Source organism: Algibacter mikhailovii (assembly GCF_014651495.1).
In the GTDB taxonomy this organism is placed as follows: Bacteria; Bacteroidota; Bacteroidia; order Flavobacteriales; family Flavobacteriaceae; genus Algibacter_E; species Algibacter_E mikhailovii.
Window position 1 is genome coordinate 149,590 of record NZ_BMWZ01000007.1, and the last position, 21,077, is coordinate 170,666.

The 21,077-nt window shown below is 34.0% G+C and carries 16 protein-coding genes; 2 read left to right on the forward strand and 14 right to left on the reverse strand.

Annotated features, from left to right (window positions below):
• Window positions 1-35: 35 nt before the first annotated feature.
• Both IE051_RS14840 and IE051_RS14845 read right to left on the reverse strand, forming a co-directional pair.
• A complete protein-coding gene (locus IE051_RS14840; protein WP_189362050.1) occupies window positions 36-1,529 on the reverse strand; it encodes a GH3 auxin-responsive promoter family protein in 1,494 nt (497 codons plus the stop codon).
• The gene (locus IE051_RS14845) at window positions 1,530-2,399 is read right to left on the reverse strand and encodes a M23 family metallopeptidase (RefSeq protein WP_189362052.1); all 870 of its coding nucleotides are present in this window, start codon (window positions 2,397-2,399) and stop codon (window positions 1,530-1,532) included.
• A gap of 170 nt (window positions 2,400-2,569) precedes the next feature.
• Between IE051_RS14845 and tatA the strand changes: the two genes are divergently transcribed.
• Window positions 2,570-2,752 (forward strand): twin-arginine translocase TatA/TatE family subunit, encoded by a 183-nt coding sequence (gene tatA / locus IE051_RS14850; protein WP_189362054.1) that lies wholly within the window; start codon window positions 2,570-2,572, stop codon window positions 2,750-2,752.
• 68 nt (window positions 2,753-2,820) lie between these two features.
• Here tatA and IE051_RS14855 read toward each other — a convergent pair whose 3' ends face one another.
• From IE051_RS14855 to IE051_RS14870, 4 genes are all read right to left on the reverse strand, one after another.
• A complete protein-coding gene (locus IE051_RS14855; protein WP_189362056.1) occupies window positions 2,821-3,798 on the reverse strand; it encodes a DUF4837 family protein in 978 nt (325 codons plus the stop codon).
• A 24-nt stretch (window positions 3,799-3,822) separates the two neighbouring features.
• The gene (locus IE051_RS14860; protein WP_189362058.1) at window positions 3,823-5,400 is read right to left on the reverse strand and encodes a LysM peptidoglycan-binding domain-containing protein; all 1,578 of its coding nucleotides are present in this window, start codon (window positions 5,398-5,400) and stop codon (window positions 3,823-3,825) included.
• A 79-nt stretch (window positions 5,401-5,479) separates the two neighbouring features.
• The gene (locus tag IE051_RS14865) at window positions 5,480-6,667 is read right to left on the reverse strand and encodes a phosphoglycerate kinase (RefSeq protein ID WP_189362060.1); all 1,188 of its coding nucleotides are present in this window, start codon (window positions 6,665-6,667) and stop codon (window positions 5,480-5,482) included.
• A gap of 113 nt (window positions 6,668-6,780) precedes the next feature.
• Complete coding sequence (locus IE051_RS14870) at window positions 6,781-7,854, reverse strand: DUF2652 domain-containing protein (protein WP_189362062.1); 1,074 nt, start codon at window positions 7,852-7,854, stop codon at window positions 6,781-6,783.
• Between the two features lie 94 nt (window positions 7,855-7,948).
• Here IE051_RS14870 and IE051_RS14875 point away from each other — a divergent pair, with 94 nt between their 5' ends.
• Entirely contained in the window at window positions 7,949-9,103 is a 1,155-nt protein-coding gene (locus IE051_RS14875; protein ID WP_189362064.1) for a DNA polymerase III subunit, read from the forward strand.
• A 42-nt stretch (window positions 9,104-9,145) separates the two neighbouring features.
• On the opposite strand, the gene IE051_RS14880 is transcribed toward IE051_RS14875, so the two are convergent.
• The 8 genes from IE051_RS14880 to IE051_RS14915 all read right to left on the reverse strand — a co-directional run bounded on the left by IE051_RS14880 (window position 9,146) and on the right by IE051_RS14915 (window position 21,005).
• On the reverse strand, window positions 9,146-10,000 hold the full coding sequence (locus IE051_RS14880) for a DUF4249 domain-containing protein (RefSeq protein ID WP_189362066.1): 855 nt from the start codon (window positions 9,998-10,000) through the stop codon (window positions 9,146-9,148).
• A 4-nt stretch (window positions 10,001-10,004) separates the two neighbouring features.
• Window positions 10,005-12,380 (reverse strand): TonB-dependent receptor, encoded by a 2,376-nt coding sequence (locus IE051_RS14885; protein ID WP_189362068.1) that lies wholly within the window; start codon window positions 12,378-12,380, stop codon window positions 10,005-10,007.
• Between the two features lie 167 nt (window positions 12,381-12,547).
• Complete coding sequence (locus tag IE051_RS14890) at window positions 12,548-13,444, reverse strand: LytTR family DNA-binding domain-containing protein (protein ID WP_189362070.1); 897 nt, start codon at window positions 13,442-13,444, stop codon at window positions 12,548-12,550.
• Between the two features lie 112 nt (window positions 13,445-13,556).
• Window positions 13,557-14,078 (reverse strand): OmpH/Skp family outer membrane protein, encoded by a 522-nt coding sequence (locus tag IE051_RS14895; protein WP_189362072.1) that lies wholly within the window; start codon window positions 14,076-14,078, stop codon window positions 13,557-13,559.
• 227 nt (window positions 14,079-14,305) lie between these two features.
• Entirely contained in the window at window positions 14,306-15,157 is an 852-nt protein-coding gene (locus IE051_RS14900; RefSeq protein WP_189362074.1) for a class I SAM-dependent methyltransferase, read from the reverse strand.
• A gap of 78 nt (window positions 15,158-15,235) precedes the next feature.
• A complete protein-coding gene (gene mnmG, locus IE051_RS14905) occupies window positions 15,236-17,107 on the reverse strand; it encodes a tRNA uridine-5-carboxymethylaminomethyl(34) synthesis enzyme MnmG (protein ID WP_189362076.1) in 1,872 nt (623 codons plus the stop codon).
• Between the two features lie 75 nt (window positions 17,108-17,182).
• Window positions 17,183-17,599, reverse strand: a complete 417-nt coding sequence (gene ybeY, locus IE051_RS14910) for an rRNA maturation RNase YbeY (protein ID WP_189362078.1) — start codon at window positions 17,597-17,599, stop codon at window positions 17,183-17,185.
• Window positions 17,592-21,005, reverse strand: coding sequence for a DUF4175 family protein (locus IE051_RS14915; RefSeq protein ID WP_189362081.1), 3,414 nt, complete (start codon window positions 21,003-21,005; stop codon window positions 17,592-17,594). The genes ybeY and IE051_RS14915 overlap by 8 nt, the downstream gene beginning before the upstream one ends.
• Between the last annotated feature and the right edge of the window lie 72 nt (window positions 21,006-21,077).

Below are 21,077 nucleotides of genomic sequence, written 5' to 3' on the forward strand. Positions count from 1 at the left end.
TTTATTTGGTGGGGCCAAAGATAGTACTATTTGCGTTAATTTACATACAGAAGCTTGTCTACTATTTTCCTGTCATTGGACAGTCTTGGTATTTTATTTTGTCCGCCAAGTTTACCTACAGACTTCATATATTCATGAAACCCATCCTTTTTCACTTGCGTGATTTGTAGTGGCTTTAAAACCTTGCCTTGTATCAAATCGAAGTAATACGTGTTTTGCCTCTGCAATGATTCATCCAACCTTTTTGCTAATTTAGAAAGGTCTTTAGGCTCATTTTCAAATTCTATGAACCATTCATGATATGGCAGACCTTCTTCAGGGTTAATTTTAGGAGCCACTGTAAACTCTGAAACCATTATATCTGTATCTAAAACAGCTTCCTTCATAGCTTGTTCAACTTCTTTGCCTATAACATGCTCTCCAAATGCAGATATAAAGTGTTTTATCCGGCCAGACACAATGACGCGATACGGCTTTAATGATGTGAAGATTACAGTATCACCAATATTATACGCCCATAAACCTGCATTTGTTGAAATAATTATGACATAATTTACCCCTACCTCAACGTCTTTTAGGGTTAATCTTTTGGGGCTTTCATTGAAAAACTCATCTGCCTTAACAAACTCATAAAAAATTCCGGAATTTAGCTGAAGTAACATGCCTTTTTCACCTTGCTTATCTTGATATGCAAAAAACCCTTCACTTGCCGGATATAGCTCTATGCTGTCTACTTTACGCCCTATGAGATTCTCAAATTTAGCACGATAGGGCTCGTAATTAACTCCCCCAAAAATGAATAAATTAAAGTTCTTAAAAATATCGCCAATTTTCTTATCTGTTTTCTCTTGAAGCTTTTCAAAATACATTTGAACCCAAGACGGAATTCCTGAAATAACGGTCATATCCTCTGGTAAGGTTTCCTCAACAATAGCATCTACTTTAGTTTCCCAGTCTTCAATACAATTGGTTTCCCATGACGGCAACCTATTCTTCTGTAGATATTTAGGTACATAATGAGCAACAATACCTGATAACCTTCCCAATTGTATACCATTCTGTTCAGTAAGTATAGGGCTTCCCTGTAAGAAAATCATTTTACCATTTACAAACTGACTCTTCCCTGTTTCATGTATGTACAATAAAATAGCATTTCTAGCTGCCTCAACATGACTTGGCATACTTTCTTTAGTAATTGGAATATACTTAGAACCCGATGTTGTTCCTGAGGTCTTTGCAAAATAAAGCGGTATGCCCTGCCAAAGCACATTTTCTTCACCAGCAACAACCCTCTCAACATAATCTTTAAGAGCCTCATAATCCCTAATTGGTACTTGCTTAACAAAGTCTGCGTGGTTATGTATGTTTTTAAAGTCGTGATCTTCTCCAAAGGCTGTATTTTTAGCGTCAGCTATTAAGCCCTGAAACACCTTTTCTTGAGTCTCAATTGGGTTATTAGCCCATTTTTGAACCTTTCTATAAATACGTTTAGCAAAGAGTTTTGCCAAGCCTGACTTTAATGATATCATTTATTCAAAATCTATAAAATTAGTTGGATTTATGGGATATCCATCATTCCATAATTCAAAATGCAAATGCGGTCCTGTTGATAAAGCTCCTGTATTTCCGGCGGTAGCAATAACCTCACCAGATTTTACTAAGTCTCCTTGTTCCTTTGTTAAAACAGCACAATGCTTATATATTGAAATTAAGCCATAACTGTGTTCCAATATAATTACATATCCTGTTGTCGCGGTCCATTCTCCAAAAACCACAACGCCATCTGCTGTGGCTTTTATTGGCGTGTCTTTGGGTACCACAATATCTACAGCATAATGTTTTTCTTTGGCATTATAGACCTCACTAATTTGTCCGGTTACCGGCGGAAACAATACAAAATTAGTTGCCGTTGTGGCAGATTCAAACAAATTATACTTATCTTCTTTGTCAACCTTATCACGCAGCAGCGAATCTTCAGCAATGGGAGCTAAATTGACCTCATTCGCTTCTATTTTTACAGCTTGTATTATAGAATCTCTATTAAAATCAACTGTACTAACATCTCCTGTTAATACTTTTTTAATAGAACCATAAAACCTGTCATTCATAAAAATAACCTGTTGTAATGAATCTATTTTATAAGTGAGTTCTGTAGCCCTCTTTTTTAATGCTGTTGAAGAATACCCCGGAATATACTCCCTAAGTCCGGTAAAAGCAATAATCAAATACGTTATTGATATAAAAAAAATTGCCATTAATGACCCCATGACAAATACATTAAGCCTAGTTAATTTAAAAGAAAGACGCTCTTCAAACGTATTTTCATTCAAAATGACTAAACGATACTTATCCAGTAGTTTACGCCTTAATCTTTTAGGTTTCTTTTTCTTATCTGCCATTAAAAACAAAAATAAATAGAATTTATGAAATAGCTGGTTTGTTTAGACTATGTATAAGGTAATTATTATTAGCAATACAACCTTTGAAGATCTAATCATTATGCTAAAGTTATGTATAAAACAATATTATTAAACTATAATTATTAACTTTGTATTTTAAAATTTGAAATATGAGCATATACATGTTACCCTTAGTTATTGGTTGGCCACAAATTGTTTTAATTGCAGTTGTTGTTTTATTACTATTTGGAGGAAAAAAAATACCTGAACTTATGAAAGGATTAGGTAGTGGTATTAAGGAGTTTAAGGATGCTAGCAAAGAAGAAGAAACTAGCACAGATAAAAAAGAGTAGTGATTACCTATTTATATAAAAAAAGACCAGCACAATGTGCTGGTCTTTTTTTATATAAATGTAATACATTAATCTATATGAACCGATTTTATTATAGATTCAAGCTCTAGCATATAATTTCTTTTTTCTACTGAGGGTGCAAAGGCAAAACCTTCTATAACCACCCAACGATCATTCTTCTCATCTTCTATAGCGTAATTAATAAACGGCCCGCCCATAAACGCATTTTTAACATTCCAAATACCTTTTGTTTCAAAAACAGGTTTATTATCCAAAATGGTTTCACTTATAAAAGGCGCATAAGCATCTTCAGTAACCATATAAGACCCTTCTACAGGCCCTTCAATATACACCTTACCTATTGAATCCCTTATTTTAATTATTTGATTAACCACACTATCATTTCTTTTTATGGCATCAAATGGCAATTCATAAATCATTAAGTTATTGGTTCCAGTGGTAATATCTTTTCTAATCCAGAAAAAGTCATCTGTTTGTTTCGCTATGCGATAAACAGACGCAAAATCGAGAGTTAAACCAAGTTTTTCTTTAATAACAGTAAAAGTATGGGGTGATTTTGCCATTTGCCGTTGACGTTCGGCTAACTCCACATTTCTAAATGTTTCTATTATTTTTGCTTCGTTTTCTTGAAGAACTTTTATAATCGCTTCCCTACTTTTTCCCGATACCACAATCACTTTCTGTGGTTTGGCATAAACATCATCTAAAATCTCAATACCAGCTTCATTCCTAATTTCAATCTTTAACACCGTTCTATTTTTTGTCACAAAACCAGAAAACACAGCAGTAGGTATTTGACTAATAGTAAATGTAGGCTCATCCTGTGGTAAGCCATAGATTGGTTTTGCTAATACAGACCTAATAGCATCACCAATTCGGCCATCCCAAAGTTCATTTTCGGTAACTACAGATACGCTATTGATAGCCCCAGAAGCATCTGGCAAAAACTTTTCATTTGACTTTTCTTTATCATTACACGATATTAAAAGTACCATCATCAAAACTGAAAAAAGAACGTGTTTCATTTTTTATTGTATATTTTTTGGAATTTACCCTCTTGAAATCTTAAGTTTCATTCCTGGTTTTAAACTACTACCACTAATACCGTTCCAATCTTTAATATTTTGAACAGAAACTCCAGGAAATTTTTGTGAAATACTCCAAAGTGAATCCCCACGCCTTACAGTATACATACTACCTTGGCTTGAAACAGCACTTGCTTTTTTGCTATTTTGCGGAGCCACATATGGTTTTCTTGGGTAAATTGTCAATCGTTGACCAATTTTAAGGTTATTGCTGCGTAGCCCATTCCACCTTTTTATATCACTAACCCGTACGCCATAGGTTCTTGAAATTTTACCCAAATAATCTCCAGATTTTACACGATATCTTACTCTATCACTGGCTTTTGTAAACTGAGGTAATGGTTTTTCACGCTTATCAAATTCAGCTTTTGCGAATGCATAAATTTTTTCTTCATTAGTAACAAACTGACCAATAACATTGATAGGTAATCTCAAAACATAATCTTCTTCCTCCAAATATGGAATAATATCCAACTTATAAGATGGGTTTAAAAACTGTAGTTCTTCAATAGGTGTTCCGGTTACTTCTGAGACCTGATCTAATGTAATCATTTGTTTCACCCTTATCGTATCTGTTTCAAAATAAGCAAATTCAGGTTTAGAATTCACCACAAAACCGTGTTCTTTAGCATATTCAAAAATATACATATTAGCTAAGAAGGCTGGTAAATATCCTGCCGTTTCACGTGGTAAATTATGACGAATATTCCAATAGTTTTCATAGCCTCCTGAGCGCCTAATGGCCTTCGTTACATTTCCAGGCCCAGAATTATAAGCCGCTAAAGCTAAATCCCAATCACCAAAAATCTCATATAGCTTTGATAAATACTTTGCCGCCGCTTCAGTTGACATTACAGGGTCACTGCGCTCATCTACATAACTACTTACATCAAGCCCATACATGCGTCCTGTACTGAACATAAACTGCCACAGACCGGTTGCACCTACCCTTGATTTTGCTCTCGGTTTAAGGGCAGATTCTACTATTGCTAAATATTTAATTTCTAAAGGGATATTATGTTTGTCTAGCTCAGTCTCAAACATTGGAAAGTAAAAGGCACTCAAAGTTATTAGCTTTTGCAAATGCTTTCTTCTGTTCTTTAAATAGGATTTAATAACATTTTCTAAAGACGGATTATATGCCACATTAAAAGGCGTTCTGGCATCAAGTCTTTTTAATCTTGCTTTTAAAGTATCAGTAGAGAGTTCTGGATAATCTATTGGTTCAAAATCTAATTCGGTAACCGTTTTATATATGGTATCAAATAAGGTGCTGCTGTATAACTCCTCATACCATTTTTCATCATACTTAGTAGCAATTTCAAGGTCTTTAAGATTTTTTATCGATAAACTATCCATAGAAACACTTAGACTATCTAGTGTTATAGAAGTCTTATCAATCAAAGAATCTTTGACATGAATATTTTGAAGGGGTACGGAGTCCTTTAAATGGTTACTCTGTGCCACAAGCGAATCCTGCGCCTGTGAAAAAGAAATACTTACATTGAGAAACAATGCAATTATAATAAAACGAAAAGCCATAAAATCAATTCAGGTGTTTATTGAACGAGATTATGGCGAAAATCGTATTTTTTATGCTAAATTAAAAGCTTCTAGGCTTTTATTCTAAAATAGCAGCAATTCCAGGAAGGGTTTTTCCTTCTAAGCTTTCTAGCATAGCACCTCCTCCAGTACTTACATAACTAACTTTATTTTCAAATCCAAATTGCTTAACAGCAGCCACTGAATCGCCACCACCAACTAATGAAAAGGCGCCATTTTTGGTAGATTCGGCAATAGAGTTCCCTAATTCAATGGTTCCATTTGCAAAACTTTCCATTTCAAAAACACCTAATGGCCCATTCCAAAGAATCGTTTTTGATGCCAAAACAACATCATGAAACAATTTTATAGATTTTGGTCCAGCATCAACCCCTTCCCAGCCGTCAGGAATGGCATTGATATCAACAACTTGCTTGTTAGCGTCATTACTAAAATCGTCTGCAGCAATTGTATCAACAGGAATATGAATTTGTACATTCTTTTCTTTAGCTTGTTTTAGTATATCAAGCGCTAATTCCATTTTATCATCTTCACAAATAGAATTACCTATTTTTCCACCTTGTGCTTTTACAAAAGTGAAGGCCATGCCTCCTCCTATAATTAAATGATCTACTTTATCAAGAATATTTTCAATAATTGTAATTTTTGAAGACACCTTAGCGCCACCAAGGATAGCTAAAACAGGCTTTTCTCCAGTTTCCATTACTTTTTTAATACTATCAATTTCTTGAGCTAATAGGCTACCAAAACATTTCTTACCTTCAAAAAACTGAGCAACAATAGTTGTTGAAGCATGTGCTCTATGTGCAGTCCCAAAAGCATCATTCACATAAATATCACCTAACTTTGATAATTTTTCAGCAAAACCTACATCACCAGCAGTCTCTTCTTTATAAAAACGTAAGTTCTCTAAAAGTAATATTTCTCCTGGCTCTAAACTTGCCGCAGCCGCTTCAACATCAGCACCAATACAATCTAGAACAAACTTTACATTTACACCTAAAATATCTTCTACTTTAGCCGCAATATGTTTTAATGAAAACTCATCTTGAAATCCTTTTGGGCGTCCAAGATGTGACATTAAAATACAGCTTCCGCCATCTTCTAAAATTTTGGTAATTGTTGGTTTAGCAGATACAATTCTCGTGGCGTCAGTTACTTCAAATTTATCATTTAAAGGCACATTAAAATCAACACGAATTAATGCTTTTTTATTCTCAAAATTAAAATCGTTAAGCGTTTTCATTATTATGTATTTTTGTCTTTAAGTATTGTGAAACACAAATGTAACTAATTAAAAGGCCATATAAAATGACTTTTTCTACGAAAACGTTTGAACTGTAAAAGATTTTTTAAAAACTAATATGAATCCACTGAATTGGGACTAAAACCAGAATCAATTAGTAATACGAGTTCCTTTATGTTTTCAGAAATAGCTCGTTTTAAGGTGCGTTTCATTAAGGGTTTAAAAAGTATTCCGAGTGGCTTAAAATCGGCAAAAACTTGAATATTCATCTTAGTATAACCTTCTTCCGTTTCTTCCAAAACAAAATAATTATTAAACAATTTTGAAAAAGGGGCATTAGTGGTAGACTCGCCATAAACCAATTGATTTTTCTTTACAGATTTAGTCACTGTTGTTTGCGTTATATCCGCATTCTTGTTAAACAAACACTTGTGTTTTTCACCTGCACGATTGACTTTATTTTTTTCATATTCCAATTTATCCACCCCTTTTGTCCAAAGTAATCTGTAATCAAAATTACTAATTACCTCATACAAATCATTAGCCGACATTTTTATAGTTTCCGTTTGATCATATAGCTTATGTTTAGGAATGTTCTCTGGAATAGGTTCTATTTCTGGGAGTTCTTTTTTAAAATGCTGTAAGGGTTTATACTTAAAACTTATATTGCCAAAATCATACCTACCAACCATGTTATTCTCACCTTCCTCATGCAAAGGCATAATAGCATCAGTTAATAAGGCATACTCATCTAAAGGTACGTCATTTTTAAGGAGCCTATGCACTTTAATTACATTAGCTCCAAACGGTTTTTTAGAGTCTTGAACGCTTATAAACTCTATTTCACCATAATGTGCCACAAATTTTAATTTAAGATTATAAGCAGAAGTACAGGCACCACAGTTGCATATGCGTTGCAGTTCATAACGTTTTAAATGCTTGTGAAAGGCCAAATACATGGCTTTAATTTGATCTTCTAAAGCAGTAACCTCAACCTTTTCAACTATTTTATAAAGAAATAAAGCATCGCCTTCAATTTCGGCAAGCTCCAAGCCCAAAGGATTACAATCTATTAGTATTTCAAGAAGTTCAGAAACAATATGTTTGCTATGAGAAATAGCAGTATGCTGAACAAACTCTGTAAAACCCGAAATATCCGGAATAAAAAGTAAAGCGTTTTTGGTCATTTTTTATCAATAGGCATTTATTCACTCTTTAAAAATAAGTCGATTTATCTTTAATTTGTTACAAGATAATGTTAAAAATGTGTAGGTTTGTTTTATGCTTTTTCAGGATGTTCTAGGCCAAAATCATATAAAAAATCACCTCAGCCAAAGCGTTGATAAAGGGCGCATACCACATGCGCAATTATTTGTTGGTAATGAGGGTTCTGGCACTTTACCAATGGCACTAGCCTATGCCCAGTATATTTTATGTTCCAATTCAGAAGGAGAAAACAATACCGGTAACGAAGCTTGCAATCTTAAATTTAAAAATTTTTCGCACCCTGATTTACATTTCGCTTTCCCAGTAACAACAAGTAGTAAAGTAAAAAGCAAACCTGTTTCTAGTTTTTATTTAGAAGAATGGCGCCAGCTACTTAATGAGCAACCTTATGGAAATCTTTTTGATTGGTACAAATTACTTGGTGTTGATAATAAGCAAGGGCAGATAGGCGTTGATGAAGCTCATGACATTGTAAAGGCACTTACCCTAAAATCCTATGAAGGAGGTTATAAAGTGATGTTGATTTGGATGGCAGAAAAAATGAATACGGCTTGTGCTAATAAGCTTTTAAAACTCATTGAAGAGCCGCCAAATAAAACGATATTTTTATTAATTGCCGAAGACGAAGAACAAATTATAAATACAATAAGGTCCCGTTGTCAAGTATTGCATTTTCCACCTTTAGCAGAAGAGGTTATAAAAGATGCGCTTATAAAACAATATAATATTGAACTTTCGGTAGCTACCAAAATAGCCCATCAATCTAATGGCAATTACAATAAAGCCTGTGATATGGTCTATCATGATTCTGAAGACACCCAGTTTGAAACCTGGTTTATTTTTTGGATTCGCAGTGCTTTTAAGGCTAAAGGCAATAAAGCTGCTATACACGATTTAATTTCATGGAGTGAGGATATTGCCAAAACCGGTCGTGAAACTCAAAAACAATTCCTTAACTTTTGTTTAGATTTTTTTCGTCAAGCACTTTTGTTAAATTATAATGCCACTGATCTTGTTTTTTTTGAACCTAAAACAGATAAATTCAAATTAGAAAATTTCGCTCCGTTTGTACATGGTAATAACATTATGGATATTAGTAATGAGTTGCAAGATGCTATTTATCATATAGAGCGTAACGGAAATTCTAAAATCATTTTAACCGACCTGTCTATTAAATTGACGAGGCTTCTACATAAAAAAGCAGAATAATCAACCCAGCTAAAAATTAATTTTAACTGGGCATATTATAAATCATTCCTGCTCAACAAACGTGTAATTTACCGTATCGAATTCTGACAGTCTGAAATAACCATGAGCATAATTCTCAGGATTATCTATATTAACACAATTACCCTTGAGCTTCACAGGAATAGCGCTAAATGGATCGCCTCCACTATAATACTGCTCTATTAAAAGCCTTACGTAATTAAAATATTCTTTAGAAATTCCATATAATGATATATCTACAACATCTCCTGGGTTAAACTCAGCTTCTGGGTCGTCACTATCTCTATCCTTTTCAAAAAACGCATCAAGCTGGTTTCCGTTTACAAACTCATCTGGGAAATCTTCCAAAATAGGTAGCAAATCCCCTTCTTCTATAAATCGTATCATATAATAATTCTCTTCATCTACAGGGTCATCCCAAAAAATATAAACATCCAAAACATCATCATAAAAGCCTCCTTCAAGGGTTTGTTCAACCGCCTTAATAGGTGACACGGCACGTAAAGTTTCGGTAGCAGAATAGGTTTCATTACTATAAATAATTTCTAAAGTGTAGGTGTTATTAATAACAGGCTCGAAATTTGAAATGTTATAAGATCCATCTTTTTGGTCTATAAAAACATACTCAACTCCAGTGGATGTATTCTTTACTTTTACGCTTGCGCCGGATAAAGGATCAAGTTTTTCCGTATCAAAATAAGGCGTTGAGGTACTTAATTGAATTGTTTGTTCATTGCCTAGAGTTCCCTTTTTCCAATCTAACGAGGCTTCTATAACTAATCTTGGCTCCGCACTTGGAACTGACACTTCTATAACATCTTCACATGATGTTATGCTCAATACTATTAATACGAAAAATGATTTTATATATAGTTTCATGATATTAAAATTTAAAGTTGTAGGTTACTGATGGAATAATGCCAAAAATGGCAATTCTGGTGGCTTCGTTATTACCGGTATCTTGGTTTTGGCTAAAGGAAATTGAAGCGGCATTTTTTCTATTATACACGTTATAAATACCAAATACCCACTCCCCTGTCCAACGCCTATTGTGTTTGTTCTTTGGTGTAAGTATGGCAGAAACATCGAGTCTATGATAGGCAGGAAGTCGGCTTTCATTCCTGTCAGAATAACTTCCAATAGATAGGCCTTCATATTGATATTGTCCATCTGGATTGGTAATAGGTCTGCCTGTTTGATATACCAAATTGGAACTAAAGCGCCACTTATCATCTAATTTGTATGACCCTGTTAAAGAAAAGTCATGCGTTCTGTCATAAGGCGTATTGTACCACTTTCCGCCATTAATTCCCGGGCCACCGGCATTGCCTCCAAGGGTCCTTTGTTCAGACTTAGATAGCGTGTATGCAAACCATCCAGTAAATTTCCCTTTGTTTTTTCTTAGTAATAACTCGACTCCATAAGCTCTAGCTTCGCCATTTAGTATTTCGGTTTCAATGGTATTTGTTCCTATAAGATCTGAACCATCTACATAGTCAATTCGGTTATCAATAGATTTATAATAGGTTTCCAATTCCATGGAAAACATATTGTTTTTAAAATTTTTATAATATCCTAATGCGTATTGATTTGACAATTGTGGTTTTATGTATTTCCCACTAGGAGTCCAGACATCGACAGGAGTAACTGCCGAGGTATTAGAAAGCAAATGCATGTATTGCGAAGACTTAGTATAGCTGGCCTTAATTGATGAGGATTCGTTTAACTGATAGGCCAGGCCTAATCTTGGTTCAAGATTGTTGAAGGTTGCTATACTTTCATTTTTACTATAGTATGTTTCTCCAGAAGCATCACCTTCCTCATAAATATCGAGCTCACTATTATAAATCACCGGTTGATTATTTACATAGTCCGTAACAAACTGTCCTCCTAGTCTATTAAATCTGCTATAGCGTAATCCATATTGAGCGGTAAGTCTATTTGTTAGTTGATGTTCTGCACTTACATATAAACCACTTTCAAAAGCTCGTTTCTGTTCTAGCTTTAAATAGTTTATTGGAGAGGTTTCAGATGTTGGTTTAACCTCACCAGGATTCAAACCGTATAGTATCCCACTAGCTCCAAAATCTATTCTTATTTTGTCGTTAAGGTAATACCCAAAATCATACTTTAGGTTGTAGTTTTTAATATCGGCAATCCAATCCAATTCCGCGAATTCAAGTTCAATTTGATAGTCATACTTGCTATAGATTAATGATAAATTAGAAAACAATTTGTCGTTAAAAACATGATTCCATCTTAAGTTTCCTGAGGCGTTTCCATATTGGTTTTTAACAATATTGTCCAAATCAAATACATCTCTTCCAAAATAGCCTGACAGAAATATTCTATTATTGGCATTTAAATTATAATTGGTTTTTAGGTTTAAATCATAAAAAGAAATTTTATCATCTTTTAGATCTTCAATACCTTTCATAAATAGATGCGCGTAAGATGTTCTACCAGCCACTAAGAAAGATCCCTTATCGCTAAATAGTGGTCCTTCTAGAGCCAATCTACTTGTTATTGTACCTATGCCACCTGTAGCTGCAAAATGTTTACTATTTCCATCTTTCTGATGAACATCTAGCACAGACGATATTCGACCTCCAAACTTTGCGGGTATATCACCTTTATATAACTTCACATCTTTAATGGCATCTGTATTAAAAACAGAAAAGAATCCAAAAAAGTGGGACGTATTATAGATAATAGCCTCGTCTAATAAAACCAAATTCTGATCTACAGCACCCCCTCTTACATTAAAACCACCAGTGCCTTCACCTCCATTGGTAACCCCTGGAAGCATTTGAATAGATTTAATAACATCAACCTCACCAAGAACAGCAGGCATTTGCTTAATGGTACCAGCTTTTAATTTAGAAACTCCTGTTTCGGGACTCTTAATACTAACCTGCTCAGATTCTTCAGCCACAATAACAACTTCTTCTAATTGCTCTGATGATTCTTCTATTTCAACATTGATAAGTTGATCTTTGTTAAGTGTAATTTCCCTAGTCAATTCCTTGTATCCCATATAGGATACAACTAAAGTATAGGTGCCTTCGGCTGCTGTTAGCGAATAAAAGCCGTAAGCATTTGTAATGGTTCCAATGGTTGTGCCCTTTAAAAAAACAGTGGCGCCCAGTAAGGTTTCTCCGTTATTAAAATCTTTAACCGTGCCCCTTATGCTATGTGTGGATTGGGCGGATGAAATTATCCCCATTAATAGGGATAATCCTAATACAATGTTCTTCATTTTGATTTGTTCGTTTTTGATTGATGATATCTTATTGACAACCCAAATTCTAAAAGGTTGCATGAAAAAAATAAAACGTAAAGAAAATTTTAATATTTACAGCTAATCCCGTAATAACGAAGCTTTGGAGTGAAATACTCGTTTATGGAGTGAAACAAGTGGTTGGTTTACGTTCTAGGGAGGACCTCTGTATTTATAATGTGTAAATACGATTTAGATATGGGCACTTTTAAAGCGTCAATGGTGGCGTTAACTAAGTAGTCTTTACCTTTTATTTTTGCCTTATGGTTAACGTTTAACAAGTTTACCGCATAAGACCGATGGCATTGAGTAATAGGAAGGTTTTGGGTTTGATTTAAAAAACTTTTCATTCTGTTTCTAGTAATATGCTTCTTAACACATCCATCCTTAAGGTAATGAATTAGGATGTATTGATTACTAGCTTCAACGTAGAGAAAATTGATTAAAGCAAGAGAAAAATCAATGTTATCATTTTCGTCTTTAATCTCTAGGAGTTCTGATTTTTGTTTGTCCCTAAATGTACTTTGATAATTTTTTAACTGGTCCCCTAGTTCGAGGATTTCATCATTAAGATTCTTAATCAATATAAAGGCTATTGTAGCCATAAAGGGAAAAAGCAAAACGACCATGGTTTTAAAATAGACTTTTAGCTGAAACCCAAAATTGAGTTCTTCTTCAAAATCATTACCTAAATCGGGAATTATAAAAGAAAGCGCAAAATTTACAAGTGTTAAAGCAAGTGTTTCTATAAAAAACCAAAGCATATATCTTTGGTATGTTACATTTTCAAATTGTAATAATTTTCTTCCATAAAATTGTGTTACAGATAGTGTTACGAAAGTATTTAGAACTATTGAAGCAAAGAAGAGTATAATGTTAATAATAGGATTAACCGGACTACTAACTTCTTCTGAAAGTCCATAGGGTTGAAATAAAAGAAGAAAAACCAATACAAAACCTGTAGAAATTGATATATAACGCCACTTATTTTTTGCGCTACTTAAAAAGTCAAAAGACTGGTTTAAAAAGGTTCTTATCTTCATATTAAATTACAAACTATGAAGATACTAAAACAGCTCAAAGGCTATCTTATTGTAATGTTAAATGATAAAGCCAGCTTTTTAGCTGGCCTTATCATTTAAATATATTATTTATCTATTCGTCATATGACGCATTGAGCGCTTCTAATACCGTCTGCGTTAAATCATTTTCATCAGCACCATACATAACAGAAGCTGCAGCATCACTTGTTCCCAAAATGTAGGTATAGCCATTCGTTTTTCCATAATCCTTAACGTAATCTTTTACCTTAACAATTAAAGAATCTATTTGAGCCTGAAATTCTTGTGTCAATTGTTGTTGCTCAAACTGAATTTGTTGTTGTAGGATTTGTTGTTTTTGCTGCAAACCTCCCATTAACTCTTCAGCCTTCTTTCTGTTACTAGGAGCTATTTTTTGCGCTTCAGCTTGGGTTGTTTGAGCTTCTAATTGAAAAGCTTGACTAATACTATCGGCTCTTTTTCTAAAAGCTTCTTCTTTTATTTGAAACTTAGCCTCTACATCTTTTTTTTCTTGATAATCATTAATTATCGTTCCGTTATCCACAAAACCAATTTTTTGATTTTGACAAGAGAAAACAGAAATGGCTATTGCAGCCATCAAAAACATATTTTTCATTGGTTTATTTTTAAATCCGAACAAATGTAACAAAGTCAATCAAAATCAAACCGTGCATTGGCCTCTTTTTAACATATAACAATAATTTATAACACCAATGGTTTGTGATTAGTAATAACTATCAAAAAACACTTCATATAAGCCATTTTAAGGCGTTTTCAAAAAACAGCCAGGTATTTATATATTGTTAGGACTTTTAATAAAAATAAGGCGCCTATAAACAAGAATTACCTTTTCCCAATGACATAAATAAGTGATGAAGCTTCTTTTGAGCTTATAGCTTTAATATTAGACAATAAACCAATCCAAAACCCTTTAATTAAATTCATAGTTCCGGAACGGTACTTTTCAGAAAGCAGACTTACATAAAATGCATCAAACCACATAGGCTTAACTTTTTCTACACAAAAGGATTGTCTTTTAACTAATTTCGAAATAGAATCTCTATTAAAATGCCACAAGTGTCGAGGAACATCATAAGCCGCCCAATATGCTTTATAATGTTTCGCATCATAACTTTTATAGTTTGGTACTGCAATTACCAATTTTCCATTTGGTTTTAGTAACGTATTAAAGTGACTTATCTGATCTTCTAAATCTGGTAAATGCTCTAGAACATGCCAAAGGGTAATAATATCAAAACTGTTTTTTTCAAAACTTAAAAGTTCATTGGCGTTCAAAACAGCTTTATTCGTTTTCTTGTTTGCAATTTTCCTGGCCTCACTATTAGGTTCAATACCCGAAACACTCCAGCCATTTTCCTGAGCATATTTCAAAAAATCTCCTGTTCCACATCCTATATCTAGTAAACGCTTTTCTTCCGATTTAAACGAATTAATTAAATTCAGTTTCTTTTTTAAAGAAAACACACGTACCAAGTGATATACCTTTTCAAAGATATTTCTTTTAGAATCCGTATGTGAAATATAATCCTCGCTTTCGTAGTACTTGGGCAATTCATCTAAAGCTGGTTGAGGTGCTGTTTCTAAAAAACCATAATCTTTGTTTTCAATTAATTCAAACACCTCTCCTGAAACAGAATGATCTTTTACACTTAAAAAAATAGATTTATTTTTCATTTAAAACGTAACAAGTAAGGAGTGATAAAAGGAAATTATAAAGTGTTCCACGTGGAACGCAAACTGTTTTTTTTAATATTATCGACCCATATAAACCAACAACACAGAAATATCATTAGGAGAAACACCACTAATACGAGACGCCTGAGATACTGTTGTAGGTTGAATGTTTTTTAGTTTTTCACGCGCTTCAAAACTCATAGATTTTATCTGAGAATAATCAAAGCCCTCTGGGATTTTAACGTATTCTAAACGTGTTAGTTTATCGGCATTGTTTTTTTCTTTAGCAATATATCCCGCATATTTTACTTGAATTTCTGCTTGCTCAATAATTTCCCTATCCAGATTATGATCTTGAATATAACTCTCTACGCTCTCCACTTTTCTGATATCCGCCATGTCAATATTAGGTCTTGCAAAAACTTTAAACAACTTACCCGACTGATTCACTTTGGCTGATTTCTTGCTTTCCAAAATTGGATTTATCTCTTCAGGTTTAACACTAGTTGTTTCAAAAAAGCTTACAAAATTTTTAGCTGCTTGGTGCTTCTCCTCCATACGTCTCAATCTATTTTCAGAGGCTAAACCTAATTCAAATCCTTTAGGCGTTAATCTTAAATCAGCATTATCTTGACGCAATAAAGTTCTATATTCCGCCCTAGAAGTAAACATTCGATAAGGCTCCTCAGTACCCTTTGTTATTAAATCATCAATTAACACACCTATGTAAGCCTCATCACGTTTTAAGGTAAACGCATCCTTTTCATTCACCTTTAAACTTGCATTTATGCCTGCCATTAAACCTTGTGAGGCCGCTTCCTCATAACCGGTTGTTCCATTAATCTGACCTGCAAAATACAAACCTTGCACAATCTTAGTTTCTAAAGTATGTTTTAATTGTGTTGGCGGAAAGTAGTCATATTCTATAGCATAGCCCGGTCTAAAGAATTTAACATTTTCAAAACCAACAACAGAACGCAAAGCCTTAAATTGAACATCCTCTGGTAATGAAGTTGAAAACCCATTTACATAAACCTCACAGGTATTCCACCCTTCTGGCTCTATAAACAACTGATGACGATCCTTATCAGCAAACCTGTTAATTTTATCTTCGATAGAAGGACAATAACGCGGCCCTAAACTTTTAATTCTACCATTAAACATTGGAGAACGATCAAACCCTTCCCGAAGCAAATCATGCACTTCTAAACTTGTATAAGTCATATGACATGCTCGTTGTTTTGTTAATGGCCGAGTAGCTTTTAAATAAGAAAATTTTTCTGGATTCTCATCACCAGGTTGTTCAGACATTTTTGAAAAATCCAAACTTCTGCCGTCTACTCTCGGCGGAGTTCCTGTTTTCATTCTACCAGAATCAAATCCTAAATCCACAAGCTGTTCCGTAATGCCCGTTGCAGCACGTTCACCTGCTCTACCTCCACCAAAATTTTTGTCTCCAATATGGATTAAACCATTTAAGAAGGTTCCATTAGTTAAGACCACAGATTTTCCTTTTATTTGAATACCAAGCGAAGTTCGAACACCTACAACTTTACCTCCTTCTACAAGTAACCCAGAGACCATTTCTTGGTAAAAGTCAAGATTAGCAGTGCCTTCTAATAACATTCTCCAATCCTCTGCAAAACGCATTCGATCACTTTGCACCCGAGGACTCCACATAGCTGGCCCCTTAGACTTATTTAACATTTTAAACTGAATAGCCGAGGTGTCTGAAACAATACCGCTATACCCACCTAAAGCATCAATCTCCCGAACAATTTGCCCTTTGGCAATGCCGCCCATAGCCGGGTTGCAAGACATTTGAGCAATATTTTGTAAGTTCATAGTTACCAGGAGGGTCTTACTTCCCATGTTTGCAGCCGCAGCCGCAGCCTCACTACCAGCATGCCCGGCACCAACTACTATGACATCATAAACTTCGTTAAACATAATTACCAATTACTAATTTGATGTTCCACGTGGAACACCATGTAAATTTAAGTCTGCAAATATACGCTGAAATCTTTAATCTACACGAAGCTCATTAAGGTAGTAATTCTCCTTCTCACGCATAACCTTTGCTTCCTCTTCAGTCTTATCCTTATAGCCACAATAATGTAAAACTCCATGAATAATTACCCGATTCAGTTCCGTGTTAAATTCAACATTATAGTCCTTAGCATTATCCGCAACCCTTTCAACTGAAATAAAAATATCTCCTTGTATTAACTTCCCAACTGAATAATCAAAACTTATAATATCCGTTAACGTATCGTGATTCAAAAATTCCACATTTAACTTAAGCAAATAATCATCGTCACAAAACACATAATTTATTTCTTCAATATTATGATGTTCCTCCTCAATACACCTTGTTACCCAATTGCTAATTCTTTCCTCAGCTAATAATCTGAATTCCGTTTCGTAATTAAAACTAATCATTGCTTTCCTTAAAATATTCTTGAACTTTTCTTTTATAAACAGGCTGCAAAGGTAGTGCTTGTCTGTTTAATATTTCCGTAGATTTAAAATATTCCCTAGCCTTAGGTACTTGATTAACTCCATTACCACTATAAATAGTAGTATTAGTTTCCGCCTTACGTTTATTTTCTTTTCCTTGTTCTAAGGATGCGTTTTCTAGCTTAAGCAATTGATGCTCTAAAGCCATCATTTTTTGAAGTGTTTCTTGTGTAAATCCTCTATTCAATAAATCGGATTCTATACTTTCCATGCGCTTAAGAACCGCCTTTTCATAGCGACCATTACCATTCTTGCCTAAACGGTCTTTTAATGCTTGCCTTAATTTTTCTTGTTGCTGATAAATTTGATATAGTAACTCTTCCTGCCCTTCATTGTCTTCAGTCCCATCTCTTCCAGATTGCCCTCCTTCCTTTCCTTGTCCACCATTTTTTCCCTCTCCTTTTTCACCTTCATTACCAGGTTTTTTTCCTTCACCTTTCTCTTCACCTTCCCCATCGTTTGGTTCTCCTTGTTTTCCTTTTTTCATTCCCTTCTCCATCATCTCGTTCAATTCCTTCTGTCCCATAATAATATCAGGTAACTGCATTTCACCTTCTCCTCCACTACCCGATGACATACTCATACTCTCTTGCATATTGTCTAATATATCACTTAAAAAATCTGCTAAATTGTTAGCTCCCGTCACGGCAAATTGTTGACTAGATACTCCCTGATATAATTGGTTTTCCGCAAACAAATCTAAAGACCTATCGATGTTATAGTAGACCTCAGCAATTTCCGTATTTATATCTTCGGACAATTTAGGTTGACGCAATGACAATGCGAATAAACTATCATCTATATGTTCAAAATGCTCTCTTAAACTGTTTTGCCTTTTTAAATAATTTGCAAACCTATTATGATTTACTTCAATAGCCTTAAATTGATTCATTAAATCCTCCTGATCTAAAGAAAACAAAACAAGATTATCTAATATTTGTCTCAACATATCCGAGTCCTCTTGCATCTGTTCACCACCTCCCGATTGCATGGCACTTTCCATTTTCTGACTCATCTCCTTCATTTTTTGAGCCGCCTTTTTTTGACTACTTTTTGCTTTCTTTAACTGTTCACTTTGTGGCTTAGGCGCTCCTTCATCTTCTTCATTATCATTTTCCTCTTTCTCTCTTTCTAATGCCTCTAAAGCCTTTTCCTGTTCTTTCTCAACTTCCCCTTCGTCCAACTTATCTCGTGGGATATCTATTGGCTTCTTTAAGTCTTTACTCTCCTGTTCTAACTCATCAAGTTCCTTTTTATAATCCTCAAACGCCTTATTAAGTTCTTCCTGTTTTTCTTCAGTATTCTCTTCTTCAGTTTTTTTAGACAATTCTTCTTGCTCATTAGCTAACTGCCTTAAATCATCTTTTAATTTTTCCAGTTTCTTTTCTACATAAAACCGTTTTGTTAACTCTAAGAGTTGTTCTAAACTTCGCTTTTTATTCTTATTTTGCTTGGCTAATTCATCCAATTTTTGAGTTAACTCCTCTTTACTAATTTTTTCTTGAAGCTTTTCTATTTCTTCCAAAAGCTTTTCATTCTTCTCCAATTGTTCTTCATTATCATCCAAACGTTTTTCTAAATCTTTCCTGAACTCATCAATTTCTTCGGAATCTTCATCGAACTTCTTCAGATTTTCTTTAAATTTCTTATTGAAATTTTTCATCATTTGATCTTGCTGCTTTTGTCGCTCTAAGAATGCATCCAATTTCTTTTTATCATTAAAATTTAAAGTTGATTTTTCCTTTTGTGTTTTAGTTATGGCTTCTAACCGCTTATCTTGCTCATTAATTTTTTGCAATGACTTATCCAAATCCTTAACACCTTCTTTTTGCTCCTTTAATGTCCTTAGAGCCTCCTCATCCTTAGTTCTTTTTCTAAATGTAATGACGCTACTTTTCGCAGACTTATAACTGTTAACTATATCATTATCAAGTACTTGAAAATATATTTTATAAGAAACACCTGGTGTTATTTGATACGCACTAGGAAAAGCACTTACAAACTCTTCAACGTTAGAATTTCCAATAGGTATAACAACCAATTCTTTGCTTTCTACATCATCTGCTGGGTAATACACTAACTGCAGTTTTGTAAAACCATAATCATCACTAATCTGACCAAAGAAATAAAGCGACTCCAAATCCAAACTATCCTTTTCTACTTTAAGAGCTATGTCTGGGAATTCATCCTTTATTACGTCTATATTAAACCCAAGGTTTTCATAATTCTTTATTTGTGCATTACTCGTACTCAATGTATAATTCAAGTCATTAAAAACCTCCCTTGCTGTCTCAAACCTACCACTACCCTTAGGCACAAAGCTAAGTGTATCCTGAGCATACATACTGACCTCATCTGTTGCTTTTGTATTTAATAGCCATGTAATTTTTGTTCCTTCAGGAACCATAGCGTTTCCAGTACTTTTAAAAACCTCATCCCTTTTTCTTGTATGCTTTGGGTAATCTAAACTCATTTCAAAATTCAGTAATGAAGGTGTCCTAATAATGCTGATTACATACGGCTTGGAGTTTACATCATTAGCAGACAGTTGAAAATTTATATCTTCCTTAGGTTGCACAAATACATACTCAAATTCACCAACTCCTTTTTCCTGCAGGAAATAAGTCTCATTATTATAGCTTATTTCTACGTACTCAGGTATTACCTTTCCCGTAGTTTTTACAATTAATCTAAAATTTTCATTTTCTATTCCATTTAAGCTTTCATTAACTACATAAAAATGAAAAGGTGCCGGCGGTTCATAAGCTGTGTTATAATCTATTACACGCTTGTAACTCGTACTAAACCAATCCATATGTCCTGTTAAAAAAGTAAGGAACAAAATAGCAACAGGTATGGCAGCGTATTTCAAATATTTCAAATTCTTTTTGAAATTAATAGCCAACTTAAAAGGTACTGGTTTAAGTTCAGCAGACTTCTGCTCAATACTAGCAAGCAACAAATCTGAATGCATTCCTGTATTATGAAGTTGCAGTACATTCAATAACTTATCACTTACTTCGGGAAAATGACGTCCAATTATTTTGGACGCTATTTCATAGTCAATTCCCTTTTTAAGCTTAAGCAATTTAAATAAGGGTATCAGGATAAACTTTACTAATAAACCAATTTCAACAGTTATGAACATCCAAAACAACACAGTTCTCAACCCTGTATTTAACCAAAGGATATGTTCAATAAAAAGTGTCAATAAAAAATAAAGAAAGCCAATTGCGAAAAACAATATAGACCCCTTAAGTAATTCATTAGTATAAAATTTTCTAATAAACCCTTCTAACTTATTTTGTATGGAATTGAAACTAGTCATTTAAAAGGATAAAAATAAAGTATTTCATAGAACTAAAGTCCTAATATTTGTTAAACCCGCTGTAAGGTAGTT

Bases quoted from the DNA above. Each gene is read 5' to 3' on its own strand.
- IE051_RS14840 (WP_189362050.1), bottom strand. From the start codon at position 1,529: ATGATATCATTAAAGTCAGGCTTGGCAAAACTCTTTGCTAAACGTATT.
- IE051_RS14845 (WP_189362052.1), bottom strand. From the start codon at position 2,399: ATGGCAGATAAGAAAAAGAAACCTAAAAGATTAAGGCGTAAACTACTG.
- tatA (WP_189362054.1), top strand. From the start codon at position 2,570: ATGAGCATATACATGTTACCCTTAGTTATTGGTTGGCCACAAATTGTT.
- IE051_RS14855 (WP_189362056.1), bottom strand. From the start codon at position 3,798: ATGAAACACGTTCTTTTTTCAGTTTTGATGATGGTACTTTTAATATCG.
- IE051_RS14860 (WP_189362058.1), bottom strand. From the start codon at position 5,400: ATGGCTTTTCGTTTTATTATAATTGCATTGTTTCTCAATGTAAGTATT.
- IE051_RS14865 (WP_189362060.1), bottom strand. From the start codon at position 6,667: ATGAAAACGCTTAACGATTTTAATTTTGAGAATAAAAAAGCATTAATT.
- IE051_RS14870 (WP_189362062.1), bottom strand. From the start codon at position 7,854: ATGACCAAAAACGCTTTACTTTTTATTCCGGATATTTCGGGTTTTACA.
- IE051_RS14875 (WP_189362064.1), top strand. From the start codon at position 7,949: ATGCTTTTTCAGGATGTTCTAGGCCAAAATCATATAAAAAATCACCTC.
- IE051_RS14880 (WP_189362066.1), bottom strand. From the start codon at position 10,000: ATGAAACTATATATAAAATCATTTTTCGTATTAATAGTATTGAGCATA.
- IE051_RS14885 (WP_189362068.1), bottom strand. From the start codon at position 12,380: ATGAAGAACATTGTATTAGGATTATCCCTATTAATGGGGATAATTTCA.
- IE051_RS14890 (WP_189362070.1), bottom strand. From the start codon at position 13,444: ATGAAGATAAGAACCTTTTTAAACCAGTCTTTTGACTTTTTAAGTAGC.
- IE051_RS14895 (WP_189362072.1), bottom strand. From the start codon at position 14,078: ATGAAAAATATGTTTTTGATGGCTGCAATAGCCATTTCTGTTTTCTCT.
- IE051_RS14900 (WP_189362074.1), bottom strand. From the start codon at position 15,157: ATGAAAAATAAATCTATTTTTTTAAGTGTAAAAGATCATTCTGTTTCA.
- mnmG (WP_189362076.1), bottom strand. From the start codon at position 17,107: ATGTTTAACGAAGTTTATGATGTCATAGTAGTTGGTGCCGGGCATGCT.
- ybeY (WP_189362078.1), bottom strand. From the start codon at position 17,599: ATGATTAGTTTTAATTACGAAACGGAATTCAGATTATTAGCTGAGGAA.
- IE051_RS14915 (WP_189362081.1), bottom strand. From the start codon at position 21,005: ATGACTAGTTTCAATTCCATACAAAATAAGTTAGAAGGGTTTATTAGA.